This is a genomic window from Arthrobacter sp. PGP41 (assembly GCF_002953935.1).
Taxonomy (GTDB): Bacteria; Actinomycetota; Actinomycetes; order Actinomycetales; family Micrococcaceae; genus Arthrobacter.
The window spans coordinates 1,779,204-1,805,678 of record NZ_CP026514.1; the positions used below are offsets into that span (position 1 = coordinate 1,779,204).

Annotated in this window: 21 protein-coding genes and 1 tRNA gene; 16 read left to right on the top strand and 6 right to left on the bottom strand. The window is 61.2% G+C overall.

Annotated elements, in window-relative coordinates:
• The first annotated feature begins 242 nt into the window (after positions 1 to 242).
• From gltB to pyk, 3 genes are all read left to right on the top strand, one after another.
• Entirely contained in the window at positions 243 to 4,856 is a 4,614-nt protein-coding gene (gene gltB, locus C3B78_RS08060; protein ID WP_104997605.1) for a glutamate synthase large subunit, read from the top strand.
• Positions 4,849 to 6,306, top strand: a complete 1,458-nt coding sequence (locus C3B78_RS08065) for a glutamate synthase subunit beta (protein ID WP_104997606.1) — start codon at positions 4,849 to 4,851, stop codon at positions 6,304 to 6,306. Before gltB ends, C3B78_RS08065 begins: the two co-directional genes overlap by 8 nt.
• Positions 6,307 to 6,369: 63 nt before the next feature.
• A complete protein-coding gene (gene pyk / locus C3B78_RS08070; protein WP_104997607.1) occupies positions 6,370 to 7,860 on the top strand; it encodes a pyruvate kinase in 1,491 nt (496 codons plus the stop codon).
• Here pyk and C3B78_RS08075 read toward each other — a convergent pair.
• The 3 genes from C3B78_RS08075 to C3B78_RS08080 all read right to left on the bottom strand — a co-directional run bounded on the left by C3B78_RS08075 (position 7,857) and on the right by C3B78_RS08080 (position 10,032).
• Positions 7,857 to 8,786: an IS3 family transposase gene (locus tag C3B78_RS08075; RefSeq protein ID WP_234005549.1), complete on the bottom strand. Its 930-nt coding sequence runs from the start codon at positions 8,784 to 8,786 to the stop codon at positions 7,857 to 7,859. The two genes, pyk and C3B78_RS08075, sit on opposite strands and share 4 nt — an antisense overlap.
• Complete coding sequence (locus C3B78_RS20000) at positions 8,783 to 9,106, bottom strand: helix-turn-helix domain-containing protein (protein WP_234005550.1); 324 nt, start codon at positions 9,104 to 9,106, stop codon at positions 8,783 to 8,785. The genes C3B78_RS08075 and C3B78_RS20000 overlap by 4 nt, the downstream gene beginning before the upstream one ends.
• Positions 9,107 to 9,426: 320 nt before the next feature.
• Positions 9,427 to 10,032 carry an ANTAR domain-containing response regulator gene (locus C3B78_RS08080; protein WP_009358190.1) on the bottom strand — a complete coding sequence of 202 codons (606 nt, stop codon included), beginning with the start codon at positions 10,030 to 10,032 and terminating at the stop codon, positions 9,427 to 9,429.
• A 203-nt stretch (positions 10,033 to 10,235) separates the two neighbouring features.
• Here C3B78_RS08080 and C3B78_RS08085 point away from each other — a divergent pair.
• The 6 genes from C3B78_RS08085 to C3B78_RS20345 all read left to right on the top strand — a co-directional run bounded on the left by C3B78_RS08085 (position 10,236) and on the right by C3B78_RS20345 (position 16,822).
• Positions 10,236 to 10,317 (top strand) — tRNA-Leu (locus C3B78_RS08085).
• Between the two features lie 86 nt (positions 10,318 to 10,403).
• On the top strand, positions 10,404 to 11,534 hold the full coding sequence (locus C3B78_RS08090) for a tyrosine-type recombinase/integrase (protein ID WP_104997608.1): 1,131 nt from the start codon (positions 10,404 to 10,406) through the stop codon (positions 11,532 to 11,534).
• A 130-nt stretch (positions 11,535 to 11,664) separates the two neighbouring features.
• Positions 11,665 to 11,937, top strand: a complete 273-nt coding sequence (locus C3B78_RS19650; RefSeq protein ID WP_158677199.1) for a hypothetical protein — start codon at positions 11,665 to 11,667, stop codon at positions 11,935 to 11,937.
• 181 nt (positions 11,938 to 12,118) lie between these two features.
• A complete protein-coding gene (locus tag C3B78_RS08095) occupies positions 12,119 to 12,832 on the top strand; it encodes an HNH endonuclease family protein (protein WP_199775359.1) in 714 nt (237 codons plus the stop codon).
• Positions 12,833 to 13,267: 435 nt separating this feature from the next.
• Positions 13,268 to 16,063, top strand: coding sequence for a DUF4365 domain-containing protein (locus C3B78_RS08100; RefSeq protein ID WP_104997609.1), 2,796 nt, complete (start codon positions 13,268 to 13,270; stop codon positions 16,061 to 16,063).
• A gap of 126 nt (positions 16,064 to 16,189) precedes the next feature.
• Positions 16,190 to 16,822 (top strand): RNA-guided endonuclease InsQ/TnpB family protein, encoded by a 633-nt coding sequence (locus tag C3B78_RS20345; protein WP_442778270.1) that lies wholly within the window; start codon positions 16,190 to 16,192, stop codon positions 16,820 to 16,822.
• A 1-nt stretch (position 16,823) separates the two neighbouring features.
• Here C3B78_RS20345 and C3B78_RS08105 read toward each other — a convergent pair whose 3' ends face one another.
• Complete coding sequence (locus tag C3B78_RS08105; RefSeq protein WP_104997610.1) at positions 16,824 to 17,645, bottom strand: hypothetical protein; 822 nt, start codon at positions 17,643 to 17,645, stop codon at positions 16,824 to 16,826.
• A gap of 643 nt (positions 17,646 to 18,288) precedes the next feature.
• Here C3B78_RS08105 and C3B78_RS08110 point away from each other — a divergent pair.
• The 5 genes from C3B78_RS08110 (at position 18,289) to C3B78_RS08135 (ending at position 23,151) form a co-directional block, all read left to right on the top strand.
• Entirely contained in the window at positions 18,289 to 18,579 is a 291-nt protein-coding gene (locus C3B78_RS08110) for a type II toxin-antitoxin system RelE/ParE family toxin (RefSeq protein WP_104997611.1), read from the top strand.
• Between the two features lie 15 nt (positions 18,580 to 18,594).
• Complete coding sequence (locus tag C3B78_RS08115; RefSeq protein ID WP_158677201.1) at positions 18,595 to 19,692, top strand: ImmA/IrrE family metallo-endopeptidase; 1,098 nt, start codon at positions 18,595 to 18,597, stop codon at positions 19,690 to 19,692.
• A 341-nt stretch (positions 19,693 to 20,033) separates the two neighbouring features.
• Positions 20,034 to 20,522 carry a hypothetical protein gene (locus C3B78_RS08120; protein WP_104997613.1) on the top strand — a complete coding sequence of 163 codons (489 nt, stop codon included), beginning with the start codon at positions 20,034 to 20,036 and terminating at the stop codon, positions 20,520 to 20,522.
• The gene (locus C3B78_RS08125; RefSeq protein WP_104997614.1) at positions 20,519 to 21,556 is read left to right on the top strand and encodes a hypothetical protein; all 1,038 of its coding nucleotides are present in this window, start codon (positions 20,519 to 20,521) and stop codon (positions 21,554 to 21,556) included. Before C3B78_RS08120 ends, C3B78_RS08125 begins: the two co-directional genes overlap by 4 nt.
• Positions 21,557 to 21,975: 419 nt before the next feature.
• Complete coding sequence (locus C3B78_RS08135) at positions 21,976 to 23,151, top strand: alpha/beta hydrolase family protein (RefSeq protein ID WP_158677202.1); 1,176 nt, start codon at positions 21,976 to 21,978, stop codon at positions 23,149 to 23,151.
• On the opposite strand, the gene C3B78_RS20350 is transcribed toward C3B78_RS08135, so the two are convergent.
• Positions 23,043 to 23,381 carry a winged helix-turn-helix domain-containing protein gene (locus C3B78_RS20350; protein WP_104997617.1) on the bottom strand — a complete coding sequence of 113 codons (339 nt, stop codon included), beginning with the start codon at positions 23,379 to 23,381 and terminating at the stop codon, positions 23,043 to 23,045. The two genes, C3B78_RS08135 and C3B78_RS20350, sit on opposite strands and share 109 nt — an antisense overlap.
• A gap of 192 nt (positions 23,382 to 23,573) precedes the next feature.
• Here C3B78_RS20350 and C3B78_RS08145 point away from each other — a divergent pair, with 192 nt between their 5' ends.
• On the top strand, positions 23,574 to 24,083 hold the full coding sequence (locus C3B78_RS08145; RefSeq protein ID WP_234005551.1) for a hypothetical protein: 510 nt from the start codon (positions 23,574 to 23,576) through the stop codon (positions 24,081 to 24,083).
• A gap of 31 nt (positions 24,084 to 24,114) precedes the next feature.
• Here C3B78_RS08145 and C3B78_RS08150 read toward each other — a convergent pair whose 3' ends face one another.
• Positions 24,115 to 24,438: an ArsR/SmtB family transcription factor gene (locus C3B78_RS08150; protein WP_104997618.1), complete on the bottom strand. Its 324-nt coding sequence runs from the start codon at positions 24,436 to 24,438 to the stop codon at positions 24,115 to 24,117.
• Between the two features lie 186 nt (positions 24,439 to 24,624).
• Between C3B78_RS08150 and C3B78_RS08155 the strand changes: the two genes are divergently transcribed.
• On the top strand, positions 24,625 to 25,524 hold the full coding sequence (locus C3B78_RS08155) for a hypothetical protein (RefSeq protein ID WP_104997619.1): 900 nt from the start codon (positions 24,625 to 24,627) through the stop codon (positions 25,522 to 25,524).
• Positions 25,525 to 26,475 lie beyond the last annotated feature (951 nt).

Consider the following 26,475-nt stretch of genomic DNA (forward strand, 5'->3'; position numbering starts at 1 on the left):
AGAGCCACCGCTCGAAGCGCCCAATCACCACAGCGTCGTGGCAGCGGGGCCACCCCGGACAGCATGGAAATGCTGCCTGGTGTTGCCCGGGGCAGGGGCCTGCGTAACCGTTAGTTCAGCAGGCCACCCTGACCTACAATTTCCAGTAAATAACACTTTGTTGTGCCCATGAGAGCGGCGCCCGACGAGTGGGGCCAACGGTGTCCCTTCCATACGCACGATCAGGAGGAAGGACGTCTCCCATGACCCAAACTCTTCACACTCCCAGCTGGTCTGAACCAGATCAGCCTGAGACTGCCATGTCGCCGTTCAAGCGCTTCGCGGCCCTTCCGGAGGCAAGCGGGCTCTACAACCCGGAGCAGGAGAAGGACGCCTGCGGTCTTGCGATTATCGCCACCCTCCGCGGCGAACCCGGCTATGACATCGTGGACGCCGCCCTCACCGCCCTGCGCAACCTTGAGCACCGCGGTGCCGTGGGCGCGGACGAGGGCACCGGTGACGGCGCCGGCCTCCTCATGCAGATCCCGGACGAATTCTTCCGTGCAGTCACGGAATTCGAACTTCCCGCCCCCGGCCAATACGTGGCCGGCACGGCTTTCCTTCCCGCTGAACAGCGCGAGGCCGACGCCGCCAAGTCCGGCATCGAGGGCCTCGCGGCTGACGAGGGCCTGAAGGTCCTCGGCTGGCGCGAAGTGCCTATCGTCGCAGACCTGGTGGGTGCCATGGCACGCGCCTGCATGCCCTACTTCTCCCAGCCGTTCCTGGCGTCCGCTACCGGCGAGGAGCTGGACCGCAACGAACTTGACTCCCGGGCCTGGCGGATCCGCAAGCGCGCCCAGAACAAGTTCGGCGTCTACTTCCCGTCGCTGTCCTCGCGCACCATCGTCTACAAGGGCATGCTCACCACTGCCCAGCTGGAGCCGTTCTACCCGGACCTCTCGGACAAGCGCTTCAAGACCAAGCTCGCGATCGTCCACTCGCGCTTCTCCACCAACACCTTCCCGTCCTGGCCCCTGGCCCAGCCGTTCCGCACCATCGCCCACAACGGTGAGATCAACACCGTCAAGGGCAACCGGAACTGGATGCGCGCCCGCCAGTCCCAGCTCGCCAACCCGCTGCTGGGCGAGACGCCGGAAGAGCTGTACCCCATCTGCACCCCGGGTGCCTCGGACTCCGCGTCCTTCGACGAGGTAGCCGAGCTGCTGTGGCTCTCCGGCCGCCCCATCACGCACTCCATCATGATGATGATCCCCGAGGCCTGGGAAAACCACGCCACCATGGATCCTGCCCGCCGTGCGTTCTACGAGTACCACTCCCTCCTGATGGAGCCGTGGGACGGCCCGGCGGCCGTCTCCTTCACGGACGGCAACCTCGTGGGCGCCACCCTGGACCGCAACGGCCTTCGCCCTGGCCGCTTCTGGATCACCGAGGACGGCCTGATCGTCTTCGCCTCTGAGGTGGGCGTCATCGACGTTGAACCCTCCAAGGTGGTTAAGAAGGGCCGCGTTTCCCCGGGCAAGATGTTCCTGGTGGACACTGACGCAGGCCGCATCATTGACGACGAAGAGGTCAAGGCCGAAGTCGCCGCCGCCAACCCGTGGGCGGAGTGGGTCAAGGACAACCTGATCGACCTCAACGACCTTCCCGAGCGCGAGCACGTGGTCCACACCGCCGCGTCGGTGAATATCCGCCAGCGCACCTTCGGCTACACCACCGAGGAACTGAAGATCCTGCTCGGCCCGATGGCCCGCACCGGCGCCGAGCCGCTGGGCGCCATGGGCTCGGACACCCCGGTGGCCGTGCTGTCCACGCGCCCGCGCCTGCTCTTCGACTACTTCGTGCAGTCCTTCGCGCAGGTGACCAACCCGCCGCTGGACGCCATCCGCGAAGAACTGGTCACGTCGCTGACCTGTGCCATCGGGCCCAACGGGAACCTCCTGGACACCAAGCAGGTGCGCCAGCCGCAGGTGCAGCTTCCGTTCCCGGTGATCAATAACGACCAGCTCGCGAAGATCGCCAACATCGAGAACGCCGACGGCGACAAGGTGGCCATGAAGGTCCGCGGGCTTTACCGCCCGGAGGGCGGCGAGAACGCGCTCCGCGCCCGCCTCACCGAGATCTGCGAGCAGGTGTCCGGTGCCATCAACCGCGGCGTCCAGTACGTAGTGCTGTCCGACCGCGACTCCAACGCGCAGTGGGCGCCCATCCCGTCGCTGCTGCTTGTCAGTGCCGTGCACCACCACTTGCTCCGCAGCGCCAACCGCACCAAGACCGCACTGGTGGTCGAGGCCGGCGACGTCCGCGAAACGCACCATGTGGCAGTCCTGATTGGCTACGGCGCTTCCGCCGTCAACCCGTACCTGGCCATGGAATCCGTGGAGCAGCTCATCGCGGCCGGCGACGTCACCGGGGTCACCCCGCAGGACGGGGTCTACAACCTGATCAAGGGCCTCGGCAAGGGCGTCCTGAAGATCATGTCCAAGATGGGCATCTCCACGGTGGCCTCCTACACCGGCGCCCAGACGTTCGAGGCGCTTGGTTTGGGCCAGGACCTCGTGGACGAATTCTTCGCCGGCACCCACTCGCAGCTTGGCGGCGTGGGCCTGGACGTCATCGCCGCCGAAGTTTCGGCCCGCCACCAGATGGCCTACCCCGAAGGCGGCATCGAACAGCCCCACCGCCCGCTGCTGGGCGGCGGCGAATACCAGTGGCGCCGCGACGGCGAGCCCCACCTGTTCAACCCGGAGACCGTCTTCCGTCTGCAGCACGCAACCCGTGAGCGCCGCTACGACATCTTCAAGGCGTACACCCGCGGCGTGGACGACCAGTCGCAGAACCTGATGACCCTCCGCGGCCTCCTCAAGTTCAAGAACGAGCGCCCCGCCGTTCCGCTCGAGGAAGTGGAGCCGGTCTCCAGCATCGTCAAGCGCTTCTCCACCGGTGCCATGAGCTACGGCTCAATCTCCCAGGAGGCCCACGAAACGCTGGCCATCGCCATGAACCAGCTGGGCGGCAAGTCCAACACCGGCGAAGGCGGCGAGGACGTGGACCGCCTGCTCGATCCGAAGCGCCGTTCCGCGGTCAAGCAGATCGCGTCCGGCCGTTTCGGCGTGACCAGCCTGTACCTGACCAACGCCGACGACATCCAGATCAAGATGGCCCAGGGCGCCAAGCCCGGCGAGGGCGGCCAGCTGATGGCGCAGAAGGTCTACCCGTGGGTGGCCCGCACCCGCCACTCGACCCCCGGCGTCGGGCTCATTTCCCCGCCCCCGCACCACGACATCTACTCGATCGAGGACCTCGCGCAGCTGATTTATGACGCCAAGCGCGCCAACCCCTCTGCCCGGGTGCACGTCAAGCTCGTCTCCGAGGTGGGCATCGGCACAGTTGCCGCCGGTGTCACCAAGGCGAAGGCCGACGTCGTACTGGTCTCCGGCCACGACGGCGGAACCGGCGCCTCGCCGCTGAACTCGCTCAAGCATGCCGGTGTCCCGTGGGAGCTCGGCCTGGCCGAGACCCAGCAGACCCTGATGCTCAATGGCCTGCGCGACCGCGTGGTGGTGCAGGTGGACGGCCAGCTCAAGACCGGCCGCGACGTTGTGATCGCGGCGCTGCTGGGCGGCGAGGAGTTCGGCTTCGCCACTGCCCCGCTGGTGGTTGAAGGCTGCATCATGATGCGCGTCTGCCATCTGGACACCTGTCCGGTGGGCGTCGCGACGCAGAACCCCGAGCTGCGTGCCCGCTTCACCGGCAAGCCGGAGTTCGTGGTCAACTTCTTCGAGTTCCTGGCCGAGGAAGTCCGCGAGATCCTGGCGGAGCTGGGCTTCCGCAGCCTTGAGGAGGCCATCGGCCACGCCGAGGTCCTCGACGCCCGCGACGCCGTCAACCACTGGAAGGCTGACGGCCTGGACCTGGACCCCATCCTGCACGGGCTGGAGTTCGACGACGACGCCCCGCTGCGGAACCTGACCGGCCAGAACCACGAGCTGGACAAGCACTTCGACCAGCGCCTGATCACCATGGCCACCGAGGCGCTGACCGACCGCAGCCCGGTGAAGATCGCCGTCGACGTCATCAACACCGACCGCTCTGTGGGCACCATGCTGGGCCACGTCGTGACCAAGACGTTCGGCACGGATGTCCTGGCGACGGACACGATCGACATCACCCTCAGCGGCACCGCAGGTCAGTCGCTGGGCGCCTTCCTGCCCGCAGGCATCACCCTGCGGCTGTACGGCGACTCGAACGACTACGTGGGCAAGGGCCTCTCCGGCGGCCGCATCATCGTCCGCCCGGACCGGACCAACGTGTTCAAGGCGGAGACGAATGTCATCGCCGGCAACGTGATTGGTTACGGCGCCACCAGCGGCGAGATGTTCCTGCGGGGCCAGGTGGGCGAACGCTTCCTGGTCCGCAATTCAGGTGCCACCGCCGTCGTGGAAGGCATCGGCGACCACGGCTGCGAGTACATGACCGGCGGCCAGACGCTGATCATCGGCCGCACGGGCCGGAACTTCGGCGCCGGTATGTCCGGCGGAACCGCTTACGTGCTGGACCTGGACTCCGCCCGGGTCAACAAGGAAGCCCTGCAGTCCGGCGAACTCCAGCTCCGCGAACTGGACGCCGAGGACCGCGACATCGTGCACGGCCTGCTGGTCAAGCACGTTGAAGAAACTGATTCCCAGCTGGCTGCGCGCCTCCTCGAGAATTTCGATGACACCGCTGCCCGCATTACCAAGGTGCTGCCGCGGGACTACGCGGCCGTGCTGCAAACCCGTCTCGACGCCATCGAAGAGGGCCTGGACCCCGACGGCGAAGAAGTATGGTCTCGAATCCTGGAGGTGACCGGTGGCTGATCCACGCGGATTTCTGAAAGTACGCCAGCGTGAAACCCAGCCGCGCCGTCCCGTTCCCGTCCGCATCATGGACTGGAAGGAAGTGTACGAGGCGCAGGAAAAGGGCACGCTGAAGGCGCAGGCCGGCCGCTGCATGGACTGCGGCGTGCCGTTCTGCCACCAGGGCTGCCCGCTCGGCAACCTCATTCCCGAGTGGAACGACCTCATGTGGCGGGACAAGGGCGAGGAAGCGATCGAGCGCCTGCACGCCACCAACAACTTCCCGGAGTTCACCGGCCGCCTGTGCCCGGCTCCATGCGAGGCGTCCTGCGTCCTGGGGATCAACCAGCCTGCTGTCACCATCAAGCAGGTGGAAGTCTCCATCATCGACGAGGCCTGGGACAACGGCTGGGTGGAGCCGCTGCCTCCCGCACGCCTGACTGGAAAGACGGTGGCCGTCGTCGGCTCCGGTCCCGCAGGGCTGGCCGTGGCGCAGCAGCTGACACGCGTAGGCCACACCGTGGCTGTGTACGAACGCGACGACAAGATCGGCGGCCTGCTGCGCTACGGGATCCCTGACTTCAAGATGGAGAAAGAGCAGGTGGACCGCCGCGTCGAACAGATGAAGGCGGAAGGCACCCGCTTCCGGACCGGCGTCGCCGTGGGCACCGACGTGACGTGGGAGCAGCTGCGGCGGCGCTACGACGCCGTGGTGATCTGCACAGGCGCCACCGTGCCGCGCGACCTTCCCATCCCGGGCCGGGACCTTGATGGCGTGCACTTCGCCATGGACTACCTGGTCCCGGCAAACCGCGCCGTGGCGGGGGAGCAGATCGAAAACCAGATCCACGCCCAGGGCAAGCATGTTGTGATCCTCGGCGGCGGCGACACCGGGGCGGACTGCCTGGGTACCGCGCACCGCCACGGTGCAGCATCGGTGACCACCCTCGCCATCGGCAAGCAGCCGCCGGTCGAGCGTGCCAGCCACCAGCCGTGGCCCACGTTCCCCAACCTCTTCGAGGTTGCCAGCGCCCACGAGGAAGGTGGGGAGCGCACGTACCTTGCCTCCACCGTGGAGTTCGTGGGCGAAAACGGCAAGCTGACCGGCGTCAAGGTTGCCGAGACCGAATTCGTGGACGGCAAGCGCCTGCCCAAGGCCGGCACCGAGCGGATCATCCCCGCGGACCTGGTGTTCCTGTCGCTCGGCTTCACCGGCGCCGAGCCCGCCGGGATCACCGAACAGGTGAAGGCAGAGTTCGACGGCCGCGGCAACGTGTCCCGCGACGGCTACTACATGACCAACACCGAGGGCGTCTTCGTGGCCGGCGACGCCGGCCGCGGGCAGTCCCTCATTGTCTGGGCCATCGCCGAAGGCCGTGCCGCGGCTGCAGCAGTGGACAAGTTCCTGATGGGGAGCACCATCCTTCCAGCCCCCGTGGCCCCGACGGATCGCGCCATCGCCGTGCTCTAGGCATGCATCGGGGGTTCACCTCCACGACAACTAATCAATGCAAGAGACCAATAGGGTAGGTATATGAGACGCGCAAAAATTGTGGCTACGTTCGGCCCGGCCATCGCCAGCTATGAGAACACCCTCGCGGTGCTGGAAGCCGGCGTTGACGTCGCCCGCATGAACATGAGCCACGGCGACTACTCCGTGCATGACAACACCTACGAGAACGTCCGGAAGGCGGCTGCCGACCTCGGCAAGGCCGTGGCCATCATGGCTGACCTGCAGGGTCCCAAGATCCGCCTGGGCCGATTCGTTGACGGACCGCACTTGTTGGCTGTTGGAGACACCTTCACGATCACCACCGAGGACGTTCCCGGCACCAAGGAAATTTGCTCGACCACGTTGAAGAGCCTCACCGAGGACGTCAACGTGGGCGATGCCCTGCTGATCGACGACGGCAAGGTGGCACTGCGTGCCATCGCCGTTGACGACGTCAAGGTGGTCGCCGAGGTGACCGTTGGCGGCATGGTGTCGAACAACAAGGGCATCAACCTTCCCGGCGTGGCCGTCAACGTGCCCGCGCTGAGCGAAAAAGACGAGGACGACCTCCGCTGGGCCATGCGCCGCGGTGTCGACCTGGTTGCCCTCTCGTTCGTCCGCGACGCGTCGGACATTGTCCGCGTGCACGAGATCATGGACGAGGAAGGCCGCCGTGTGCCGGTCATCGCCAAGATCGAAAAGCCGCAGGCTGTGGAGCAGCTGCCCGAGATCATCGACGCGTTCGACGCCATCATGGTGGCCCGTGGCGACCTCGGTGTGGAGCTTCCGCTGGAGGAAGTGCCGATCGTGCAGAAGCGTGCCATTGAGCTGGCCCGCCGCTGGGCGAAGCCGGTCATCGTGGCCACCCAGGTCCTCGAATCCATGATCGACAACCCGCGCCCCACCCGTGCAGAGGCCTCTGACTGCGCCAACGCCGTGCTGGACGGTGCAGACGCCGTTATGCTTTCCGGCGAGACCAGCGTGGGCAAGTACCCGATCGAAACCGTCAAGGTCATGGCCCGGATCATCGAGTCCACCGAGGTCCACGGCCTGGAGCGCGTCCCGCCGCTGGGCACTAAGCCCAAGACCCGCGGCGGCGCCATCACCCGTGCCGCCGTCGAAATCGCCGACCAGCTGGACGCCAAGTACATCTGTGCGTTCACCCAGTCCGGTGACTCGGCGCGCCGCCTGTCCCGCCTGCGCCCGATCAAGCCGGTCTTCGCCTTCACCCCGGTGGAGCAGGTCTGGAACCAGCTGGCGCTGACCTGGGGCATCCAGCCGGTGCTGGTGCAGATGGTGGACCACACGGATGAGATGACCGCGCAGGTGGACCGCAGCCTGCTGGAGATGGGCCTCGTTGACGACGGCGACCTGGTGGTTATTGCCGCCGGTTCGCCTCCCGGAAAGGCCGGCTCCACCAACTCGCTGAAGGTGCACAAGGTGGGCGACCTCGCCGATTCCACCCGTGTTGGCGAAGCAGCCAGCAACAAGGAAAAGCTCGGCCCTTGGCCGGAAAAGAAGAAGAAGGCCTAGCCTTCTGACAGCGAAAAGGACCCCTTCAATTTGAAGTGGTCCCCGATAGTTGGACTGGCCAAGTAAGATCCTAAGCCGCGAGGGCCTGGGCTCGGTATTGCACCGGGCTCAGGCCCTCGAGCTTTGTCGAGATCCGGTCGTTGTTGTACCAGCGGATGTACTCGTTTAGGTTTGCGGTCAGTGCGTCGGTGCTGATGAACCGAACGTGGTGGAACATCTCTTCCTTGAGGTGACCGAAGAAAGTTTTCCATCACGGCGTTGTCGTAGCAGTTTCCCTTGCGGGACATGGATTGGACTGCGCCAGCGTCCTTGAGGAGCGATTTCCATGAGGCGTGACGGTACTGGAAGCCCTGGTCTGAATGCACGACCGGATGTTGACCGGGTTCCAGGCAGGCGAGGGCTTGCTTGAGCGAAGAGTTGGTGAGTGCAAGGTTCGGGGAGGGGCTAATCGAATGGGCGACGATCTGCCGGTCAAAGAGGTCCATGACCGGCGAGAAGTAGAGCTTCCGGTCGCCGACACTGAACTCAGTCACGTCCGTGACCCACTTCTGATTCGGGGCGGTGGCCTCGAACTCCCGGTTCAGCAGGTTAGGCGCGGCAGTGCCTTGTTCGCCTTGATAGGAGTTGTAGCGCTTCCTCCGCCGGACCTTGCAGGCCAGCCCGAGTGTGCGCATCAGCTTCAGCACGGTCTTCTTCGCGAGTATCCAGCCCTGCTTGAGCAGTTCCGTGTGGACACGGCGGTGCCCGTACCGGCCGTGGTTCGTCGTGAAGATCTCCGTGACTGTGGCCTTGAGGGCCTCTTGGGGGTCTGGAGCCTGGAGTCGTGACTGGTGATAGAAGAATGTCGATCGGGCAAGACCCGACACTTGCAGCAGAACAGGAAGCGGGAAGTCAGCCTTGAGGGCAGTCAGGGCCTGGACCTTCACCGTTGTTCTTGAGCCCTCAAGGCCCGCAATTTTCCCAGATAGGCCACTTCTGCCCGCAAACGCTCGTTCTCACGGCGCCGCCGCTCCAGCTCGGATGGTTCAACGGGCGGGGTGTCGGGCTTCCGAGGTCGGCCTTTTGGTTTTGGTCGCAAGGAGTCCGGGCCCTCAAGACGGTAGGCGCGCACCCACGTTCTCAGTAGGACCGGAGAGGACAGGCCAGCTTCTGCTGCCAAATCAGGGGCAGTCTCGCCGGCGAGGAACCGTTCGACCAAAGCGAGCTTGAATTCGAAAGAGTATGACTGTTTTGTCGGCTTGGTCACCAGCGCTCCTTGGCCATGAATCCTCCACCGCCGATACAGCCTCTTGACCGGCCAATTAGACACGCCCAACAGATTAGCTGTCGCCTTATCTGCAAGGCCTTTCTCAAACCACGCTACAGCCGCCTCACGCTGAGCCTCGGACAACGAACTATCTACACGCAAAAAACTGCTCCCCGGAAGTCAGAACTGAATTTCTCAGTCCAACTTCCAGGGAGCAGTTCATTGGCGGGGGTCCTTTTCGGTTTGCCCTGTGCTTTTCGGTTTGCTCTGTGCTTTGCGGCTGGACCTGCCGGCTTTGCGGCAGGCCCAGCCAGCGGCAGTCAGTTGACCTGGTTGATGATGGTCTCGGCGACTTCGCGCATGCTCAGGCGGCGGTCCATGGACGTCTTCTGGATCCAGCGGAAGGCTTCCGGCTCCGTGAGGCCCATCTTGGTGGTGAGCAGGCTCTTGGCGCGCTCCACAAGCTTGCGGGTGGCGAACTGCTCCTGGAGGTCCGAGACCTCGCTTTCGAGGGCCTTGATCTCCTCGTGGCGGGAGAGCGCGATTTCCAGCGCGGGGATGAGGTCCGCGGGGGTGAAAGGCTTCACGACGTATGCCATGGCGCCGGCGTCGCGGGCACGCTCCACGAGTTCCTTCTGGCTGAATGCGGTCAGCAGAACCACGGGGGCGATGCGGGCTTTGACGATCTTCTCGGCTGCCGAGATGCCGTCCATAACGGGCATTTTGACGTCCATCAGGACCAGGTCCGGCTTCAGTTCCTCGGCGAGCTGGACGGCCTTCTCGCCGTTGTCCGCCTCGCCCACAACGTCATAGCCCTCGCCGCGCAGGATTTCGATGATGTCGAGGCGGATGAGGGTTTCATCCTCCGCCACAATGACGCGGCGCGCCGGCTGGGACGTGGGTTTTGACTCCGTCTGTTCAGTCACGGGATCTCCTTGGAAAGGTACGGCGGGGACATCACTATCTTAGGTGCGCCCGGTCCTGTACTTGATCTGCATGGTCGGTTGCGGCGTCAGCGGCGCGATTCTGGAATTCAGCCTATCTGGATGTAGAGTAATTCCGCGTACGTGAAGCGATCGCGTTGCTCACAATCAGCTGTGGGCGTACCGGCTTGATTCATGTATTCCGCGCCCGAGTGGCGGAATTGGCAGACGCGCCGCACTCAAAATGCGGTATCGAAAGGTGTGTGGGTTCGAGTCCCACCTCGGGCACAGTGTTTTCGCAGTTCAAGGGCCTGTTGAGCGGTCAGGTGTGTACAAAACCACCAAAAGTGTGTACACGAGCGTACCGTTTTTCTATGGCCAGCATCGCTACACGCACCAAAAAGGACGGTTCCAAGTCCTACATGGTGCGTTGGCGGGATCCGAAAACCCGGTCCAACCAAGGGCTCACAGTTGCCACTCTTGTCGAAGCCGAAACCCTGAAGAGGCTTTTAGATGCCAACGGCCAGTCCTTCGAGATTGCGCAGCATGCCATCCTCTCCAACGAGAAGCGCGCACCGACCGTTGCTGAGGTCATCCAGGAACACATCGACCTGTTGATCCGCCCATCGAGCGGAACCACGAAGACGTACCAGACGATGCTGGATCTGCATATCAGGCACGTAATTGGCCATGTACCGGTGGACAAGCTGGACTACCGTCTGATCGCCCATTGGGTGAAATCGATGATGGCCAAGGGCAAGGCGCCGAAAACCATCCACAATGTTCACGGCCTAATTTCGGCTGCCATGAATACTGCGGAGATGCTCGGGTACATATCGCGGAACCCTTGCCGCGGGGTGCAGCTTCCGGGGATTGAAAAGGCCGAGGATGAGGCCATGTTCCTCACTCATGCGGAGTTTAGCCTCATCATGGAGGGGATGGGGGAGCGGTACAAGGCCTTCACCAACTTCCTGGTGATGACCGGCACCCGATTTGGCGAGGCCACCGCCCTTACTGTCGCTGACGTCGACCTGCTCTCGAAACCGCCCACGGCCCGGATCAACAAGGCATGGAAACGGGACGGCCAGAACCAGTTCTACATTGGGGCGACGAAGACAGGTGCCGGCAAGCGAACCATAGGGTTGAACCCTGCGCTTGTGGAATTGCTGATCCCGTTGGTGGCGAGCAGGCCCGGGAAGGAACTTGTGTTCACGACGCCTAAGGGTGAGCGCATCATCCACAAGCTCTACTGGCACCACTACTGGGTGCCTGCCGTTCGCACCGCCCAGGCAATTGGCCTGACCAAGAACCCCCGCATCCACGACCTCCGCCACACTCACGCGTCATGGCTGATCCAGGACGGTGTGCCCTTGTTTACCATCTCACGCAGGCTCGGGCATGCCTCTACCAGGACCACAGAGCAGGTGTACGGGCACTTGATGCCCGAGGCGCTTCAGGCTGGTGCTGACGCGACTGAGCGGTCGATAACGGCTTTCCTGCGGTGACGGTCATACTACTCAGCATGGCGGAAGTTTGTTTCCCGGGCTCGCTTAACTGACGAGCAGCGTCGGTCATGTCGGTTGGCCTCCATGTGGAAATGAAAGTGGAAAGTAACGCCTTCCTTTTGGAGATCCAGTGGAGATCGAATTTTTTGAACCCGCCGAAGCTGCCGCGCTCATGCACTGCACGGAGTCATGGCTGCGTGATGGCGCCACAAGCGGACGCTTTCCCCATGCGTGCTGGGGAAAGGGAAAAATCATCTTCACTTCGGAGCACATTCTGGAAATCGCGAAGTTGAGTGAAATTCTTCCCGACGCTAGTCGTCCCTCGCTCTCACCCAGTCGCCCGGTGACGAAGGAAAGGCGCATTGGTACCCGGTCCAAAGTCAGACTGGCCACCGCGAACTGATCTAGTGTGACCTTTCCGACCGGGCCACGGTTCCAGGAGCGCAGGCAGCGGGGGCGTGTGTGAAGTACACATGGCTAGAGGACTATGAATGTGGACGTGTGGCAGGCACCACGGACACCATTACGCCCCGCACGCAGTGGTCGAAGCTAGCGTTGAACAACGCCGTATAACCAGAAGGTCCATGAAAACTACCTGTTCTCCCGCCAAAGTCCTGACCGCAGTCACCACGATGATGCTGGCTGGGTCATTAGCAGGTTGTGACGCCGCAGCTATCGCTTTTGAAGTCATCGATCCCGCTCCAGGCGTCGCCGCCGGTGCGCCCGCCCCTGCCCGTGACGCCGCCAACGCCCTGGTACAACTGGAGGGCATTCCGGTGAAAGGTCGCGCCCCAAAGACCGGCTATACCCGGGATGAGTTTGGGCCGGCTTGGGCTGACGTGGACCGCAACGGCTGCGACACCCGCAACGACATCCTCGCCCGCGACCTGACGAGCGAAACGTTCAAACCAGGCACCAATAACTGCGTGGTCATGACTGGTACCTTGGCCGATAGGTACACCGGCACCACAATTACCTTCACGCGCGGCCAGGACACCAGCTCCGACGTCCAGATCGACCACATCGTGGCCCTCAGTGACGCCTGGCAGAACGGTGCGCAGCAGCTCAGCGACGATCAACGCAAGGATCTCGCCAACGACCCTCTGAACCTCATGGCTGCCGACGGCCCCACCAACGGCGCTAAAGGCGACAAAGATGCCGCTACATGGCTCCCGCCGAATAAAGCGTTCCGGTGCGAGTACGTCACCCGTCAAACTGCCGTCAAGACCAAATACCGGCTCTGGGTCACGCAAGCCGAGCACGACGCCATCGCCGGCCTTCTTGAAGGCTGCAAATAAGTGCCATCGACGGGGACGTAGCCTTTAGGCGGGGCGCCGATAGCAGTGGTACAAACATTTGATGGCGCTGAAGGGACATGTCCGAAAAAGCGTGTACCTGCTAGCGCCCTGGTTCGAGCTCCGCATCCGGCTGTGGGTCAGGGCCGCCCAGTCAGCAAGTCCAACCCAATTACCTTCCAACGATCCGCGATACTGCCTGAGGCAGGGCAGCGACGAGGCCGAAGTAGACCTTCGGCTTCGGTGGCAGGATGCAATGAAAATGGTCCACGGGCCAGTTTGACTCGATGTCAATCCGTCCCCCGGGAGGTGCCTGGATTAGCCACGGCAGTCGCCCACTCAGGCGACTGCCGTGGCGCGCCGGGCTGACTGCTGTTCGGCAATTCGGCAATTCGGTAGCGTAGGCAGCAGCTAAATGACCGATGATCCGGGGAAGAGATGCGCGCGGGAGAAACTGAAGACGTTGGGACGGCCGGCCAGTCAATCGTCAAGTCCCAGTTTGAGAAGCTCCGCTGGGGTGCCAACCCTAACCCTGACCATGATCTCGGAACGGACCTCTGGCTCCAGCCGCGGGATGAAAGAAGAGTTGACCTAAATTCAATTGCAGGGGCTCAGGTCAAGTCCAGCCGAACCAAGGGCCCCAAGAGCAAATACTTCAAGAACCCCAGCAACGACGATCAAGGGAACCTCGAGGGCTGGTGGTACTACGAAGCGGAGAACGACCACTTCGACTACTGGACGAAACACACCGCTCCCCACTTCCTGATTCTGCACGACCTTGAGACAGGGGAGTCGTACTGGGTCCACGTGACCCAGGACAGATTGCAGTCCACGGGCGGCGGCACGAAGATCCTGGTCCCCGTTCATCAGCTTGTTGACGAGGCTCACAACCGAAAATTGATTGAAGTTGCTACGAGCGAAAGGCCGCACATCCCATGGGAAGGAAGCGCCTGGGGCGGTGCCAACACGCTCGCTGCCGGAGACGTTCTCAGACATGCACTGATAGTGCCTCGACTAGTGGCGCCACACCGTAATGACCAGCCAAAAACGTTTAAGCCAGAGCAGGCGGTAGCTGCCCTTGTGCTCCTTAGACAGTCAGATCTCGAGGGACGAGTGCCTGATGCTGAGGGGCGTAATAAGTCAAAGTTGTGGTGCTGGGCCTTCGTCACGGCGCTCGAGTCGTACCTGCAGACCGAGGATCCTGAAGTGTTTAGGGATGCCTTGGACTCGGCAAAGAAGGCGTCGGACAAAGTGGCCGTTGTTTGTACCTGGGTAGCCGCTCACTTGGAACATGGAGAAGCGTCAGATGCTCTTGCCCTGCTGGACAAGGCCATCGATGATGATTGCGCCTCAGCGGAGGATCACGTATGGCTGTTAGTCCAACGCGCAAGGTGCTTGAACGAACTGGGTCGCCGCGACGAAGCCAAAATGGTCGCGCTGGAAGCACTCCAAGGCCGCAATTCCGCTCCCGATGATTCAACTTTGAGTGCGCTCTGTGGAGCAGCGTCTTGGATTGTGTTCTCTTCGACGCCGTTTGGCGCTAGGAGCTTCTCGGACGTGATCACAGGGAGCGACAACCTCGCGTCCTGGTGGAGGACTCAGGTCATGGCGTGGGGGCTGTCATCGAACTTTGAGGAGCAGTTCAGAACTTGGTCCCAGGACTCCACGCGCAGGGTTGGCTTCGAGGATTCAGCCTGGAGGCACTTGCGCGCGAGCTCACTCATCGCTGGGCTGGTAGGCGACCAAGGAAGCTGGACCCAGTCATATGCCAGGCTGGCGAAGCTTCAGCTGATGCGCACGACGGAGGAATCGGACGTATCTGAGGTCGCCCAGTCACTGACGATGCTTCGCGAGTCAGGGGACCACAAAGGCCTCTCAGATGCAGTTCATAGGATTGTTCATGAAGGGCCTGCTGAATCCGCCCGCTCCGCTAGCGAAGCCGTAAAGCTGGAAGAATCAACTAGGACAACCCTGCGGTCAAACATGGCTTTGCTGAAGGCAGCGGCCGACGTCGTCACGCCTCAGACCGCGGACTCTGCTGCCCAATGGTGCATGGAACATCTTCTGGACCTGCCGGCCTTCCATGAGAAGTATTTACCTGGATTTTATGCCCCCATCGAGCTCCTCAGACTCCTCGCCCCACTGGTGCCCGCCCTGAGTGACTCCGGCCTTAAAGAGCTCCTGAAATGGCTTGAGGCATTGCCCGAGCAGCCCGATCATTTCGATGCCCAGACTTATGGCGTGGTCTTCAGGGCTGTTGCCGATCGGCTTCGCGGGACAGCAGACATCGAGAAGCTCGTTACCAGACCGGCGGGAGACCACGCAGCCCTAACCCAGGTGATCGCAAAGCTTCGCGCTCAAGATGATCCTAATTACCGATTAAGCCTGCTGAAGGACATCGAGAAGGGCGATCAGGCCGCACTCCACAGTTTCGGGGATGTCGAGTCACTAACCGAACCCGCCGTCCGAGGCATGCTGGATGCTCTGGCCAAGGAGGTTAACAACATCACGGCTATGGCCGGCGCCTTGGCATATGGCGGCGGCACAGATTCCGTTCGCACGCTCGTTCTACTCAACCTCTGGCACCCCGAGTATGCCCAGTGGGAACCGTTCTTGAAGTTCCTTGAAGAGCCTCGGACATCCAAAGACGATCTCGTAGGCTGCCTATCAGTCCTAGGGCGTCTACCGCTTAAGATCACGGCAGACAGGGAAAGGCTGACAACGTCCCTTCGCCGCCTTATGTCGGAAAAAGGCGGGGAAGGCGAATGGCTCTTTGGAGCGTGGGCAGATGTCCGCGGCCTGGCCGCGGAAGCCCTGTTTGCGGTTGATCCAGATTCTGTAACCGAAGAAGACATCTGGGTCCTGATGCGTGGAAGCTCCGGACAAAAGCACTCCGCTGCGCGCATCATCGCTCAGAGAGAAAAGGCCGAGGAATTTGGACTGCTGGTAGCGCTGTCTGCATCGGACGATACGAGCGTCAGGGCTATCGTGGCGAACAGACTCGCCGGCTGGGTGTCGCGTGGTATTGCCGGTGCTAGGGCTTCTGCCTTATTGAGCACCATGCTCGACAGCCGTGGGACCGAGTTGCCCCAAGCGGTGATCGCGCACGTTCAAGGGGCTCCGCAGGATGAAGGCGTGACGCAAATTATCGATCGATACAAGGACCACATCTCAGCGACGGTGCGACGTGCGATTAGCACTATTCAGGAGCGGGCCGAACCGGAGATGAGCTAGCCGCCTGCCACGACGTGGCCGGCCACCGACGCAAAGTCTTACTTAGGACCTAGCGGCAACCGAATGCGAATACCAAAGCTACTGGATGTCCTTTTGATGACAGTGAACGAGGGCGGTGGGAAAACGATGTGCATTCGACAGCGGCTTTACCCTAGGACCGGGCAGTCGCTTGTCATGGAGTCTCACCTCGCGCACGCCCGTTTCGTGTTCAACCTCGGGCTGGAACAGCGGCGAATATGGCATCCCGCCAAAAGCGGGAACTTTACTGTAACTGAGACGACCCAGGGGCGGGAGCTGACAGAGGCCAGAAAAGAATTCCCTTGGCTGGCGGAAGGCTCGTCGGACGTTCACCGGGGTGCACTGAGGGATCTGCATGCGGCCTATCGAAATTTCTGGCGGGACCCCGTGCGGTACAGAGCACCTAAATTCCGGTCACGGAAAGGGCGCAATAGCTTCGTCGTAAAGGACTTAGTCTTCATCCGGCTCAACAGAAAATGGGCCGCTGTTAGGGTGCCAAAGTGCGGGAAGATCAAATTTCGCCTCACTCGCGGCTGGTCCGACGTTTCGGCGGCGGTCAGCGGCCGTGTCATGCGCTCAGGAAGTGGCAAGTGGCACTTGACCCTGATGGCCCTGCCAAAGCCTTTCGAACGGGCCGGAACGGGGGAGGCGATTGGAATCGATCGAGGCGTTGCCCGAACAGTAAGCACTTCAGACGGGAGACACAGCAAAATTCCCTCGTTGAGCCAAAACGGGCCATGACTTAGGCCTTGTCCTTTGCCCACCAGAGAAATTCGGCAGCATGCTGCTGGTGGCGGAAGCCGTCACCCAGAAGCGCACGCAGCAAATCGTTGCTCCACAGGATCAGGCGTCCTTTAGTCCAGGTGGTCGTCTCGGGGGCGGGCAGTTCGAGGCCCCAGAGGGATCGGGCGATTTCTCTTTTACCAGCCAAACCGGTGTACATGAGAATTGTTAGGTACTCGTTGGGGTAGACGATGCAGAGGACCTTCGTGAGCAGGGACTCCTTGAAGCCCTTCATCGCATTAGGGGTCGCGTCGTTGATAAGCGCAGTAAGGCGATCCTCCAACGCGGATGGCGAAGTGCCGCGGAGCAGATAATCGATAGTCCTGCGAACTTGTGCAGCCGCGGCCTGGGCACCCATTTCGTTCCAAGCTTCATTGAAGACCGACATGTTTCCCGGGTTCGCGCCGACGTTGGAGTTGCCGAAGTCCTTCAGATCCTGCGGGTTCGCCTTCGGCAGGCCTTCCGCGCTGAACACCTGCTGGTATTTTCTCCAGTAAGGGTCAACGTTCGGCACAGGTTCAGGTTCACGCCGTAGAAACTCAGCCTTAAGTTCATTGGCCCGTGCCAACTTCACCGGATCGACATCCCCGGGCTTAGGGAACTGCTTCTTAATCTCCTCCAAAGTAGGCAGCGGTTTCATCTGCCGGGCCGCCTCACCGCGGAGCCACTCGTCTCCGCAGTTCGTGCATTTGACCTTCTTCTGCGTCCCGGTCAACCGTGAGACGAGCTCCACATGCTCGTCTGTCTGGCATCTGGCGCATTCAAGGAGATCAATTGCCATGGGGACTTACCTTCCGGGAACGAGGAGATATGTGGGCAACCCAAACGCTAGCAGTGCCTGCCTTGCGCAGTGGTCGTCGCAAGGGCAATTGTCCGTGCCTGGAAAGTTGTCTCACGTCGTGGCCGTGGACCTGCCGGAAGAACGGGAATACCGGCAGTTCATGTGCTCTTGCGCGGGGCAGCGCCCCATGCCTCTGAAGATTTCGACGTTGCAGAAATTTGTAGAGCAGCTCTTAGGGGCATCGAACGGGACCGATTTCTCCAGCGTAGGGCCGGGCCCTCGTTGCACGTCCTAGATGCATCATCAACCCCTGAAAGCAAGACCGCCACTCGGGTCGCGAAGATGGTCAGCTGGTCAAGGCCGCCCTGTACCGGTACCTGATCAGGGTCAAACTTCATCATTCTGATGGCGGCTTTCGCAAGACTTTTGGCGAGGGCTTCCAAAACCCAGCGTAAGTCCTGAAGTCAGGAGAACACTCGCTAGGATTGACCAGCGGAACCCTGGCTGCAGATAGGGACCGTTACGGGCAACTTGCTGGATACAGGGGGATTAGCGTGCTGAGAGTCGCGAGGTCAGGGCTTCTTCCATTCACATGGGAATGCTGTAGTCTTACTGCATGTTACCTAGTAGGTAACAGTTGGGGATGAAGGTTTACTCAACCAACAAGAAGCTCGCCAAGGCCGCCGCTAGCGCAGCCGAGGCGAAAAAGCTTTATGGGGCGGACGTGGGGAAAGCACTTGGACTTCGCATAAAGCAATTGCATTCCGCGAGGATGATCAGCGACCTCACGGGCTCCACGGGAAAATGGGCACCCAAGAAACACAACCTCAAGGGGATGTACGCAGCCCATGTCACCCCGAATTATCGGCTGCTGGTTGAGTTCAACGACGACGAAACCGTTGCCAACCTGATCGACATTGTTGACTACCACTGAGAGGGGATGGCCGTCATGACTGAAATTATCGAGATCGAGACCGACTACGCTATCCCGGCTGGTGAGTACATCCAGGAATGGCTGGAGGAAAACAACTGGACGCAGGCAAGGCTGGCACGGGCGGTAGGGGTAACTCCTAAGCACATCAGCAAGCTGATCGCCGGCGCTAGGCTCACGCACGAGGTGGCCATCCAGTTGGAGTTCGTTACTGGCATCGCTGCCCGGATATGGATGAGCTACGAGAATACCTATCGAGAGGATGTTGCGCGCCTGGCTCTGCAGCATTCACTCGAGGAGCACGTAGAGATCGCGCGCGCATTTCCACTCAAGGACATGCGTGCGCGCGGGCTCATTTCGGGTAATCTCCGCAAGCCTGGTGAGGTCCTCATGGAACTGATGGCCTTCTTCCGGGTCGGAAGCTTAGACGGGTTGAATGCGCGCACACAGCCCGTTCCCGCCTTCCGTCAGGCCTTGTCTCATAGCGTTGACCCGGGCGCAGTGCAGGTATGGCTCCGGTTGATTGAGATGGAGTTGGAGCAGTCTGAACCCCTAGACGTGCCCTTCGACAGGGACATGCTTGAAGCGGTAATTCCGGACATACGCAAACTCTCGGCCGACTACCCGGAGGATTTTGGCGCCCGCTTGGTTCATCTGCTCGCTTCGGCTGGCGTCCGCTTGCTGTTCATCAACGACGTTCCTGGTGCGCGTGTTCATGGTTGCACGCAGTGGTTTGGCGGGACTCCTGTGGTCACTCTGAGTACCCGCGGAAAAGACGATGGGAAGTTTTGGTTCACGCTCTTTCACGAAATCGGGCATGTCCTTCGTCATGAGGGCAACAGAATGTTCATCCAGGCTGATTCTGGGAAACGGACCCCACATGAAGATGAAGCGGACGAGTTCGCACGCGATACGCTCATCCCGCCCGAGTTCGTTCCTGAATTGCGAACGCTAAACTCCAAGACGAAGGTCCGCAGCTTCGCCCGTAGGATTGGGACATGCCCTGGTGTCGTCGTGGGAAGGATGCACCGGGAACAAGTATGGGACTTCCGGTTCGGACAGGACCTATTTCAGAAGCTAGTGATCAGCGACGACGAAGAAGCCGAATCGTCATAGTCGAAAAACAGATGGAAGGCCAAGAGACCCCTTAGGTTTGCTGGCCTTCCATCTGTTTTCCGCCAGTGCATAACCTGGATTTATACGACGGGGAACCGCCGGGCTAAAGCCTGCCCTAGGCGGGCAAAGCTTTAGGTACACGCCATAGCTGCACGACCCCTGATGCCGTAGACAAGATTTGTAGGCCTTTCCTGGCGCCATCGACCATACGGGCCATCTTCGTGCCTCTGCTCTGGACATGTCCAGAGCAGAGGCGTTCAATTGAAGCTGTGGCGCCTGACGCGCCGCGGTGGCTGCTCAATGGGAGTCACCACTCGCTGTCCGCTGCGAGGAGGGGCGGTATGGACCAGCAAAAATCGCAAGAACAGGGCCCAGCTCAGGTTGCGGCCGAGGCATTCGTATCACTGCGGCTACCGAGCCACCTGACGCTGGAGAGGCTCATCGTAATCGTGGCCGCCCGACGACGGCGTCGAATCGAGATCGAAGCCACAACGATCCTCAACGGCACTTCCGTTTGCGGTCTCTGGTTATCGACGGATACCCGGGAAATCATCCTGCACGCCGTCACCGACTCAGCGCTCCATAGGCAGCAGTTCATCCTTCATGAACTTGGACATATGATCCTGCGCCACGACGAGTTGGGAATTTCCTCCGACTATGCAGCAAGCCTCTTCCCGAACCTTGACGGAGAAATGGTGTCACGAGCTTTGGCACGGAGCAGCTTCGTCGACGATCTTGAGGCCGCAGCTGAGACTCTCGCAGATCTTCTTGCCGGCGCTATCCGCGACAGCACCATGGAGCCAAGGTCATTCGAGCAGGTTTTCGGGTGATCCAGGCAGTCACGGCTGCGGTCATCTGGGGCCTCGTTCTGTGCTTGCTGCCCGGCGCGCGCACGAGGAAAGACCACAGCATCCTCGTTGCCGCCGTTGCGATTGCAACCGCGCTCTCCCTGAATGTCGATCCAATCTATCTCGCGGGTGATCAAGCCCTCGGCGGCCACAACCTCCTGGATCTTTTCGCGAACATTTTGATGGTCGTGGGAATCTACTTCCTTTCCCAGGCGATCCTCCGTGCTGCAGAACTTAACGATGCACCTGCGCGCAGAGACCGTCGCGGCCTCCTAATCTTGGGGCTGGTCGCCGTGGGGCTGGTCCTTGCATTCCTCCGCATTGAGGCGCCGGCGTCCTCAACCAAATTCATGTTGGATTACGGGGACCAGCCTGCTGCCGCCCTCTATTCCACGATCCAGTTTGTTTACATCGGGATTGTCATCGGCATCACCGGATACGTGTGCTTTAGATTCCGACGGCGGATGGCTGCTTCCTACTTTCGCGTCGCCTTCACCCTCATCGGCATGGGGTGCTTGCTGGCTCTCGTCGTAGTGTTCTCAGTTTTGGGGATGAACCTAGCCCATCTTTTCGGAGACCAGTCGACCATGCAGCAGTTGGGGGCTATATACGACACCAGCTTTGTCGGGGCCATGTTGTTCCTGTGTGCCGGACTTGCCCTGCCGCCAGTAGCGCGCCGAATCGTTCAACGAACGCAACAGAGGACCCAGGCTGGCTTGCTAGAAGACCTCAGATCCACCTGGGAAAAAGCGACAGCTACCCGCAAGGATGGACGTCTGGCGACACCCGCTGGAGTCATCGAGCGGGGAGACCCAGAGACGCGGAGACTTCATCGGATGCTCGTCGAGATCGAGGATGCTCTCCTGATGGATCCCGCTGCTTCTAGGTTGCTGGATGAGGCTGATTTTCAAACATTGACTCGAACAGAGAATTACCTCGCTTCCCATAGGGACTCACAGAGTGGTCGATTGGGCATGGCGCGATGGGGGAGGGGGAAGAACCGAAGTGGCATATGATGCCGTAGAACCCTCGGAGTCGCCGCAGGCCAGGCTCGCTCGCAAGATCAATCTCTTGCTGGATTTGTATGAGTCCCGAGGAACAGGGCCCTTGTCCTACAGGGAAGTCAGCGAAGCAATGTCGCAACATGGCACGCCGTTGTCGAGGTCACGATGGGCCTACATGCGGAGCGGTGACAGCTCCCTGGCTATGGACCAGGATCTGCTGCAGAACCTTGCGGCATTCTTCGGCGTGGATCGCCGATACCTTCTGGATGACTCAACAGAGATACCCGAACTAGTGGAAGCCCAACTCAACCTCCTTAGGTCGATGCGGGAGGCTCGCGTGAAAAATTTCGCAGCAAGGCAATTGCAGGACTTGTCTCCCGAGACGCTGGCGCGACTTAGGGAGGTCATTGACAAGCATGTCAGGAGCGAAGATGAGGGCTCCTAAAGCGCTGGGCCCGCTAGCCCTTGCAGCTGTATGTGCATCTTCAATAACGATCCTCGGCGCCGCCTACTTTGCGCGCCGGGTGGTGGTGCCGAGCACGACACGTCGGGAGGATCTTTCCATCAGGCAAGTCTTCTCCGGCGAGGATGGATCCCTGAGGATTGAACTGCCAGCGACCCCGTTAACGAGAGCGCCTGGCCGATACAGCTTGTGGTTCGGCAACGGCAAGGGCCACGCCTGCATCGGTCCTGTCGTAGACGAAAAGACGAATAAGGGAACAGTGACTCGGCTCGTGGAGCGAGTCGACTCCGGCGACCTGCACGCTGCTACCGCCGGCATCTGGAGCGGGTACGCGTACTCGAAACCCGAGCAACTGGGCCTGCCTTTTGAGGACGTGGAAATTCAGGTCGACGGAGGTATGGCGCCTGCATGGAAATTCGCGCCCACGGCCGCCGGTCCGGTGTCATCGACATGGGCCATCCACGCGCATGGAATGGGTGGAAAACGAGCCGGCGCCCTTCGCGGTGTTCCTGTTGCGAGCAGACTCGGCATCACCTCGCTGGTCGTGTCGTTCCGGAACGACGGCGAAGCGCCGCCGTCGAACGATTCCCGGTATTCCTTGGGCCAGAATGAGTGGCTGGATGTTGAAGCGGCCATTGCGTACGCGGTGGGCCACGGCGCTGAGCGGCTGGTATTGTTCGGATGGTCTCTTGGCGGTTCCATGGCTCTGCGTGCAGCAAATCTCTCAGCCCATTCTGATCGGATCATCGGCCTGGTGCTCGTGGCTCCCGTCCTGGATTGGGCCGAGACTCTAACGTCTAACGGGAGTGCCAGTGGATTGCCTAAAGCTATCGCCAAGGCTGGGCTGAGTTTGTTGGGTTCGAATGCGGGCCGCTGGGCTACGGGCCTCAAGCAATCCATTGACCTCTCCGCACTGGACTGGGTAACCCGCGCTGGCGACCTCAGGACGCCGACCCTCATATTGCATGGGATCGTCGACAAATCGACACCGGTCGCGGTCTCTGAACGATTCGCCGAGCTACGACCCGACCTTGTTCAGTTGGTTCTCTTCGATGTTCCTGGGCATTCACTCGAGTGGAACGCCGATACCGAGAAGTGGGAGTCGTCCATTGCGCGCTTCCTGAAATCGCTGCCCGCTGACTGAAACGTGGCCGCAAGGTCCGTAAGTTCCCTTTCGACCTCATCCGGCTGCGCTTCATACTTTTCCGAACCGAGGATCACTATCCCTGCCTCGCATAGAAGACTCAGGTGTTTGCGGACAGAGGAAGCAGAAATGGTGAGGGCTGCTGCGACCTCACGGCAGGTGGCCGGGCCATGGGTGATCAAATAGCGAATAAGGCGACTTCGCGTCCGGTTCATCAAGATGTTCGCCATGGAGACCACAATCAGGTGACGAGGGAATCTCTTGTGGCCCGCTGTAGACGGGTCTACAGCAAAACGATACGCTCATCCACATACGGATGGAAGGACGAAGGCCCGCTTATTGCACGTGGGGTTGGCTAAGGCAATACTGGGCACAATTAGTGACTCGCTGACGGAAGTCATGTCTGGTCTGGGAGGTGAAGCGTGTCTGGAGGCGACGAAGGTCTCGAAGGCGCGGAACTGTCTCCCAAAGCCGAACTTGCACGCCGCCTCAACCTGCTGCTCGACGTCGTTGTTGCAGAGCGAGGACAACCCGTCACGTTCCGCGAAGTCCAGCAAAAGCTGGCGGATAAGGGCATCAAGCTTTCCAGAGCCCGCTGGTTCTACATGAAGGACGGCACAGGCAGGCTGGTGAGCGACCCGGCGCTACTGGGCGCCCTGTGCGACATCTTCAATGTGGATCCGGCATATCTGCTAGGCAGCGAGGACGCAGACCTGCCCGAGCGCATTGATTCCCAGCTTGAGTTTGTGAAATCTCTCCGCGCTGCGAGGGTGAAGACGTTCGCGGCGCGGACCCTCGGTGACGTGTCGCCCGAGACGCTTCGGGCGATCACAGAGTACTTGAATAAGGACATCAGCCGTCGGCCAGAAGGGGAGAGGGCCGAGGTCAGTCCGCAATTGGACGCGGATGAGGGGCCGGGGCGCGCAGACTAAACGTCGGGGTCATCTTTCCAACCCACTGCGGCTACTTTTCCAGCAAGTACTTAAGGTGAGCGTCGAGCAGCTCCTTAATCCGGACAGGGTTCGCCGAATACCGCGGTGACCGTCCGTGCCTACGTCCAGGCTCGACGTCGACCATCACCACGCCTGCCTCTTCGAGCGCGGCCAGATGCTTGGCCACGCTGGGATCGCCCGCGCTGACAGCAGAGACGATGTCTCCGCGCGTCGCAGGCCCAGTGGCCGTGAGGAATCGAAGGATTTCGTTTCGCGCCCGGTTGCCGAAGGTTGCGACGGCAGCCTCGACGTCGGCCGACCAGGCGGCGTCGTGGGGTTGCGTAATTCTCGGCATACGGCCATTCTTCCCGAATGCATCGCAAAAAGTAAGAACAGCACTCTTGACGATACTTTAATTATCTTCGACAATAATTCTTGTAGCTTCTTCTGATCGTTGTTGGATCTCCGCATCCACTAACTGGGGTGGCCGTTTGCGCAACTCTGCGAACTACTCGATCTGAACAGTCAAAGCGGTGAAGCCATGGAAATTGAAGCCAAGGCATATCAATCCACAAAGGGAACAGAGACGGTCGCTGACGTTGATGTCTCATTGCGAAGCGCACCTCCGCCGGGAGAACCCGTCATCCAGATCGATCGAATCATGGTCGCGGTTGATGGGGTGCACCGTTACGTCACTTCCCGGCTCGCGCGGATCGGGCGATCCTGCGATGTGGACGATGTCATGCAGGACATCCGGGTCGCCATTTGGGACGGGGTTGCGCGGGGACGCTACCGGGAGCTGCCCGGCATCCCGTTTGAAGCGTGGGTCCAAGGTGTCTGCAATAAGATCTGGGCTGCCCATATCCGGCGCGAGCTTAGCCATCAAACGTTGCCCTTGCTTGTTGACTTCACGACGACGGAAAGCTCACCGGAGCTTCTTGCTGTCGTCCATGCCGGTGCGGCAGGAAGCGACGTCGAGAACTATGTTGATCAGGCCTGGGCACACGCCATGCTGGGCCTGGTCCAGCGCAGCGTCAGTGAGGAAACTTGGAGGCTTGCCGTATCCAGCCTTACGGGGCCGAGGCATTACGGACCTCCGTCTCCCAAGGATCGGCGTCGGTGGCATGCCGTAACGGTCGTTCGGCAGACGGCCAGAACGATCAACACGGCATTGAACTGCCACCCCGAACCCGGATTAGGTATCGACGACCTCTGCCGGTGTGCTGCCAACTGCCTTCCCACAAACGTCCTCAGGAGCGTCGCGGAGACCATAGTCCGTCCGGGGCTGCGAGGACTGGATAGGTCCGTACAGATGGCTGCTCTTGCCTCTGAGCTCGGCGTTACAGAGAGATATATCGCGGTGAATATCGGATTTGCCCGGCAGCTGTACCAGGCAGCTTGGCGTGTGCTTCAGCACGAAGTGAATAGACCGGCTGTTTGAGCCATGGTGTCCTTCGCCGGAGTTGGCTGTGAATTGGTTCCGTAAAGTTGACCGCCGGGCGAGGCTGGCGGCAGGGCTGGTTGCCCTGCTCATGATTGGTGGGGTCTTTCTGCTTTGGCCTGCCGATGGCCTCAGCGGACCGGTCCCGCCGACCACGTCCGGCACTGCGCCTGCAACGACGATGCCATCAGGCACTTCCACTGCACCAGGTAGCACGTCCCGTGTTCCTGACGGGCCGCTCGTCACGGCGGAGGCAACGCCGGATGGTTTGCCACGTACCCTCGATCACCGAGCGCTCGCTGTAGCGGCAGCAAAGGGAATCTATAGCTGGGACAGCCGTTCGTCGTCGTACTCGGATGTATATACCAGGGTGCGGTCCTGGTGGGAGTTGCTTCCCGATGGATCCAATCCCTTATCTGTACTGGTTCGGGAGTTTGAAGGGACTGGCGTGACGGCGGGGACGTTCACCACCCTGGCAGACCAGTCCGCTCGCCGAATCGGCACCGCTGAGTCCCTGCGCTGCGATCTCGAGTTGGCCAAAGTTCAGGAGTATCCGGCCCCGTGGGAGGGCCTTCACGTATGCACGGTGACGGTGCAAGTTGTGGACGAGTCTAATAACGGCAAAAGTGCCTTTGCGGCACCCGTCACGGTGATGGTCAACTGTCCTCCTGCGACCACTGCTCCGTCTGGGCGCTGCGCCATGGTTGCCTTCTACGCGACCCCAGAGAGAATCGTCTACTAGTGGCTGGACTGGTGGTCGTCGCAGGCCTCATGCGGCGCCGGGCATTGGTGAAGGTCATATCGGCGGCCGCTTCCCTCGCCCTGCTTGTTGGCGCCATGGCATTTGCCGGAGGCGTGGCGGCGCTCACTGGTCTGGGTCGCCAATCGGCAGTTGCCTGTACACCAGCGGGATCCGAGGGGGCCGCTGCGCCTAACGCGGGTGGTGCTGGC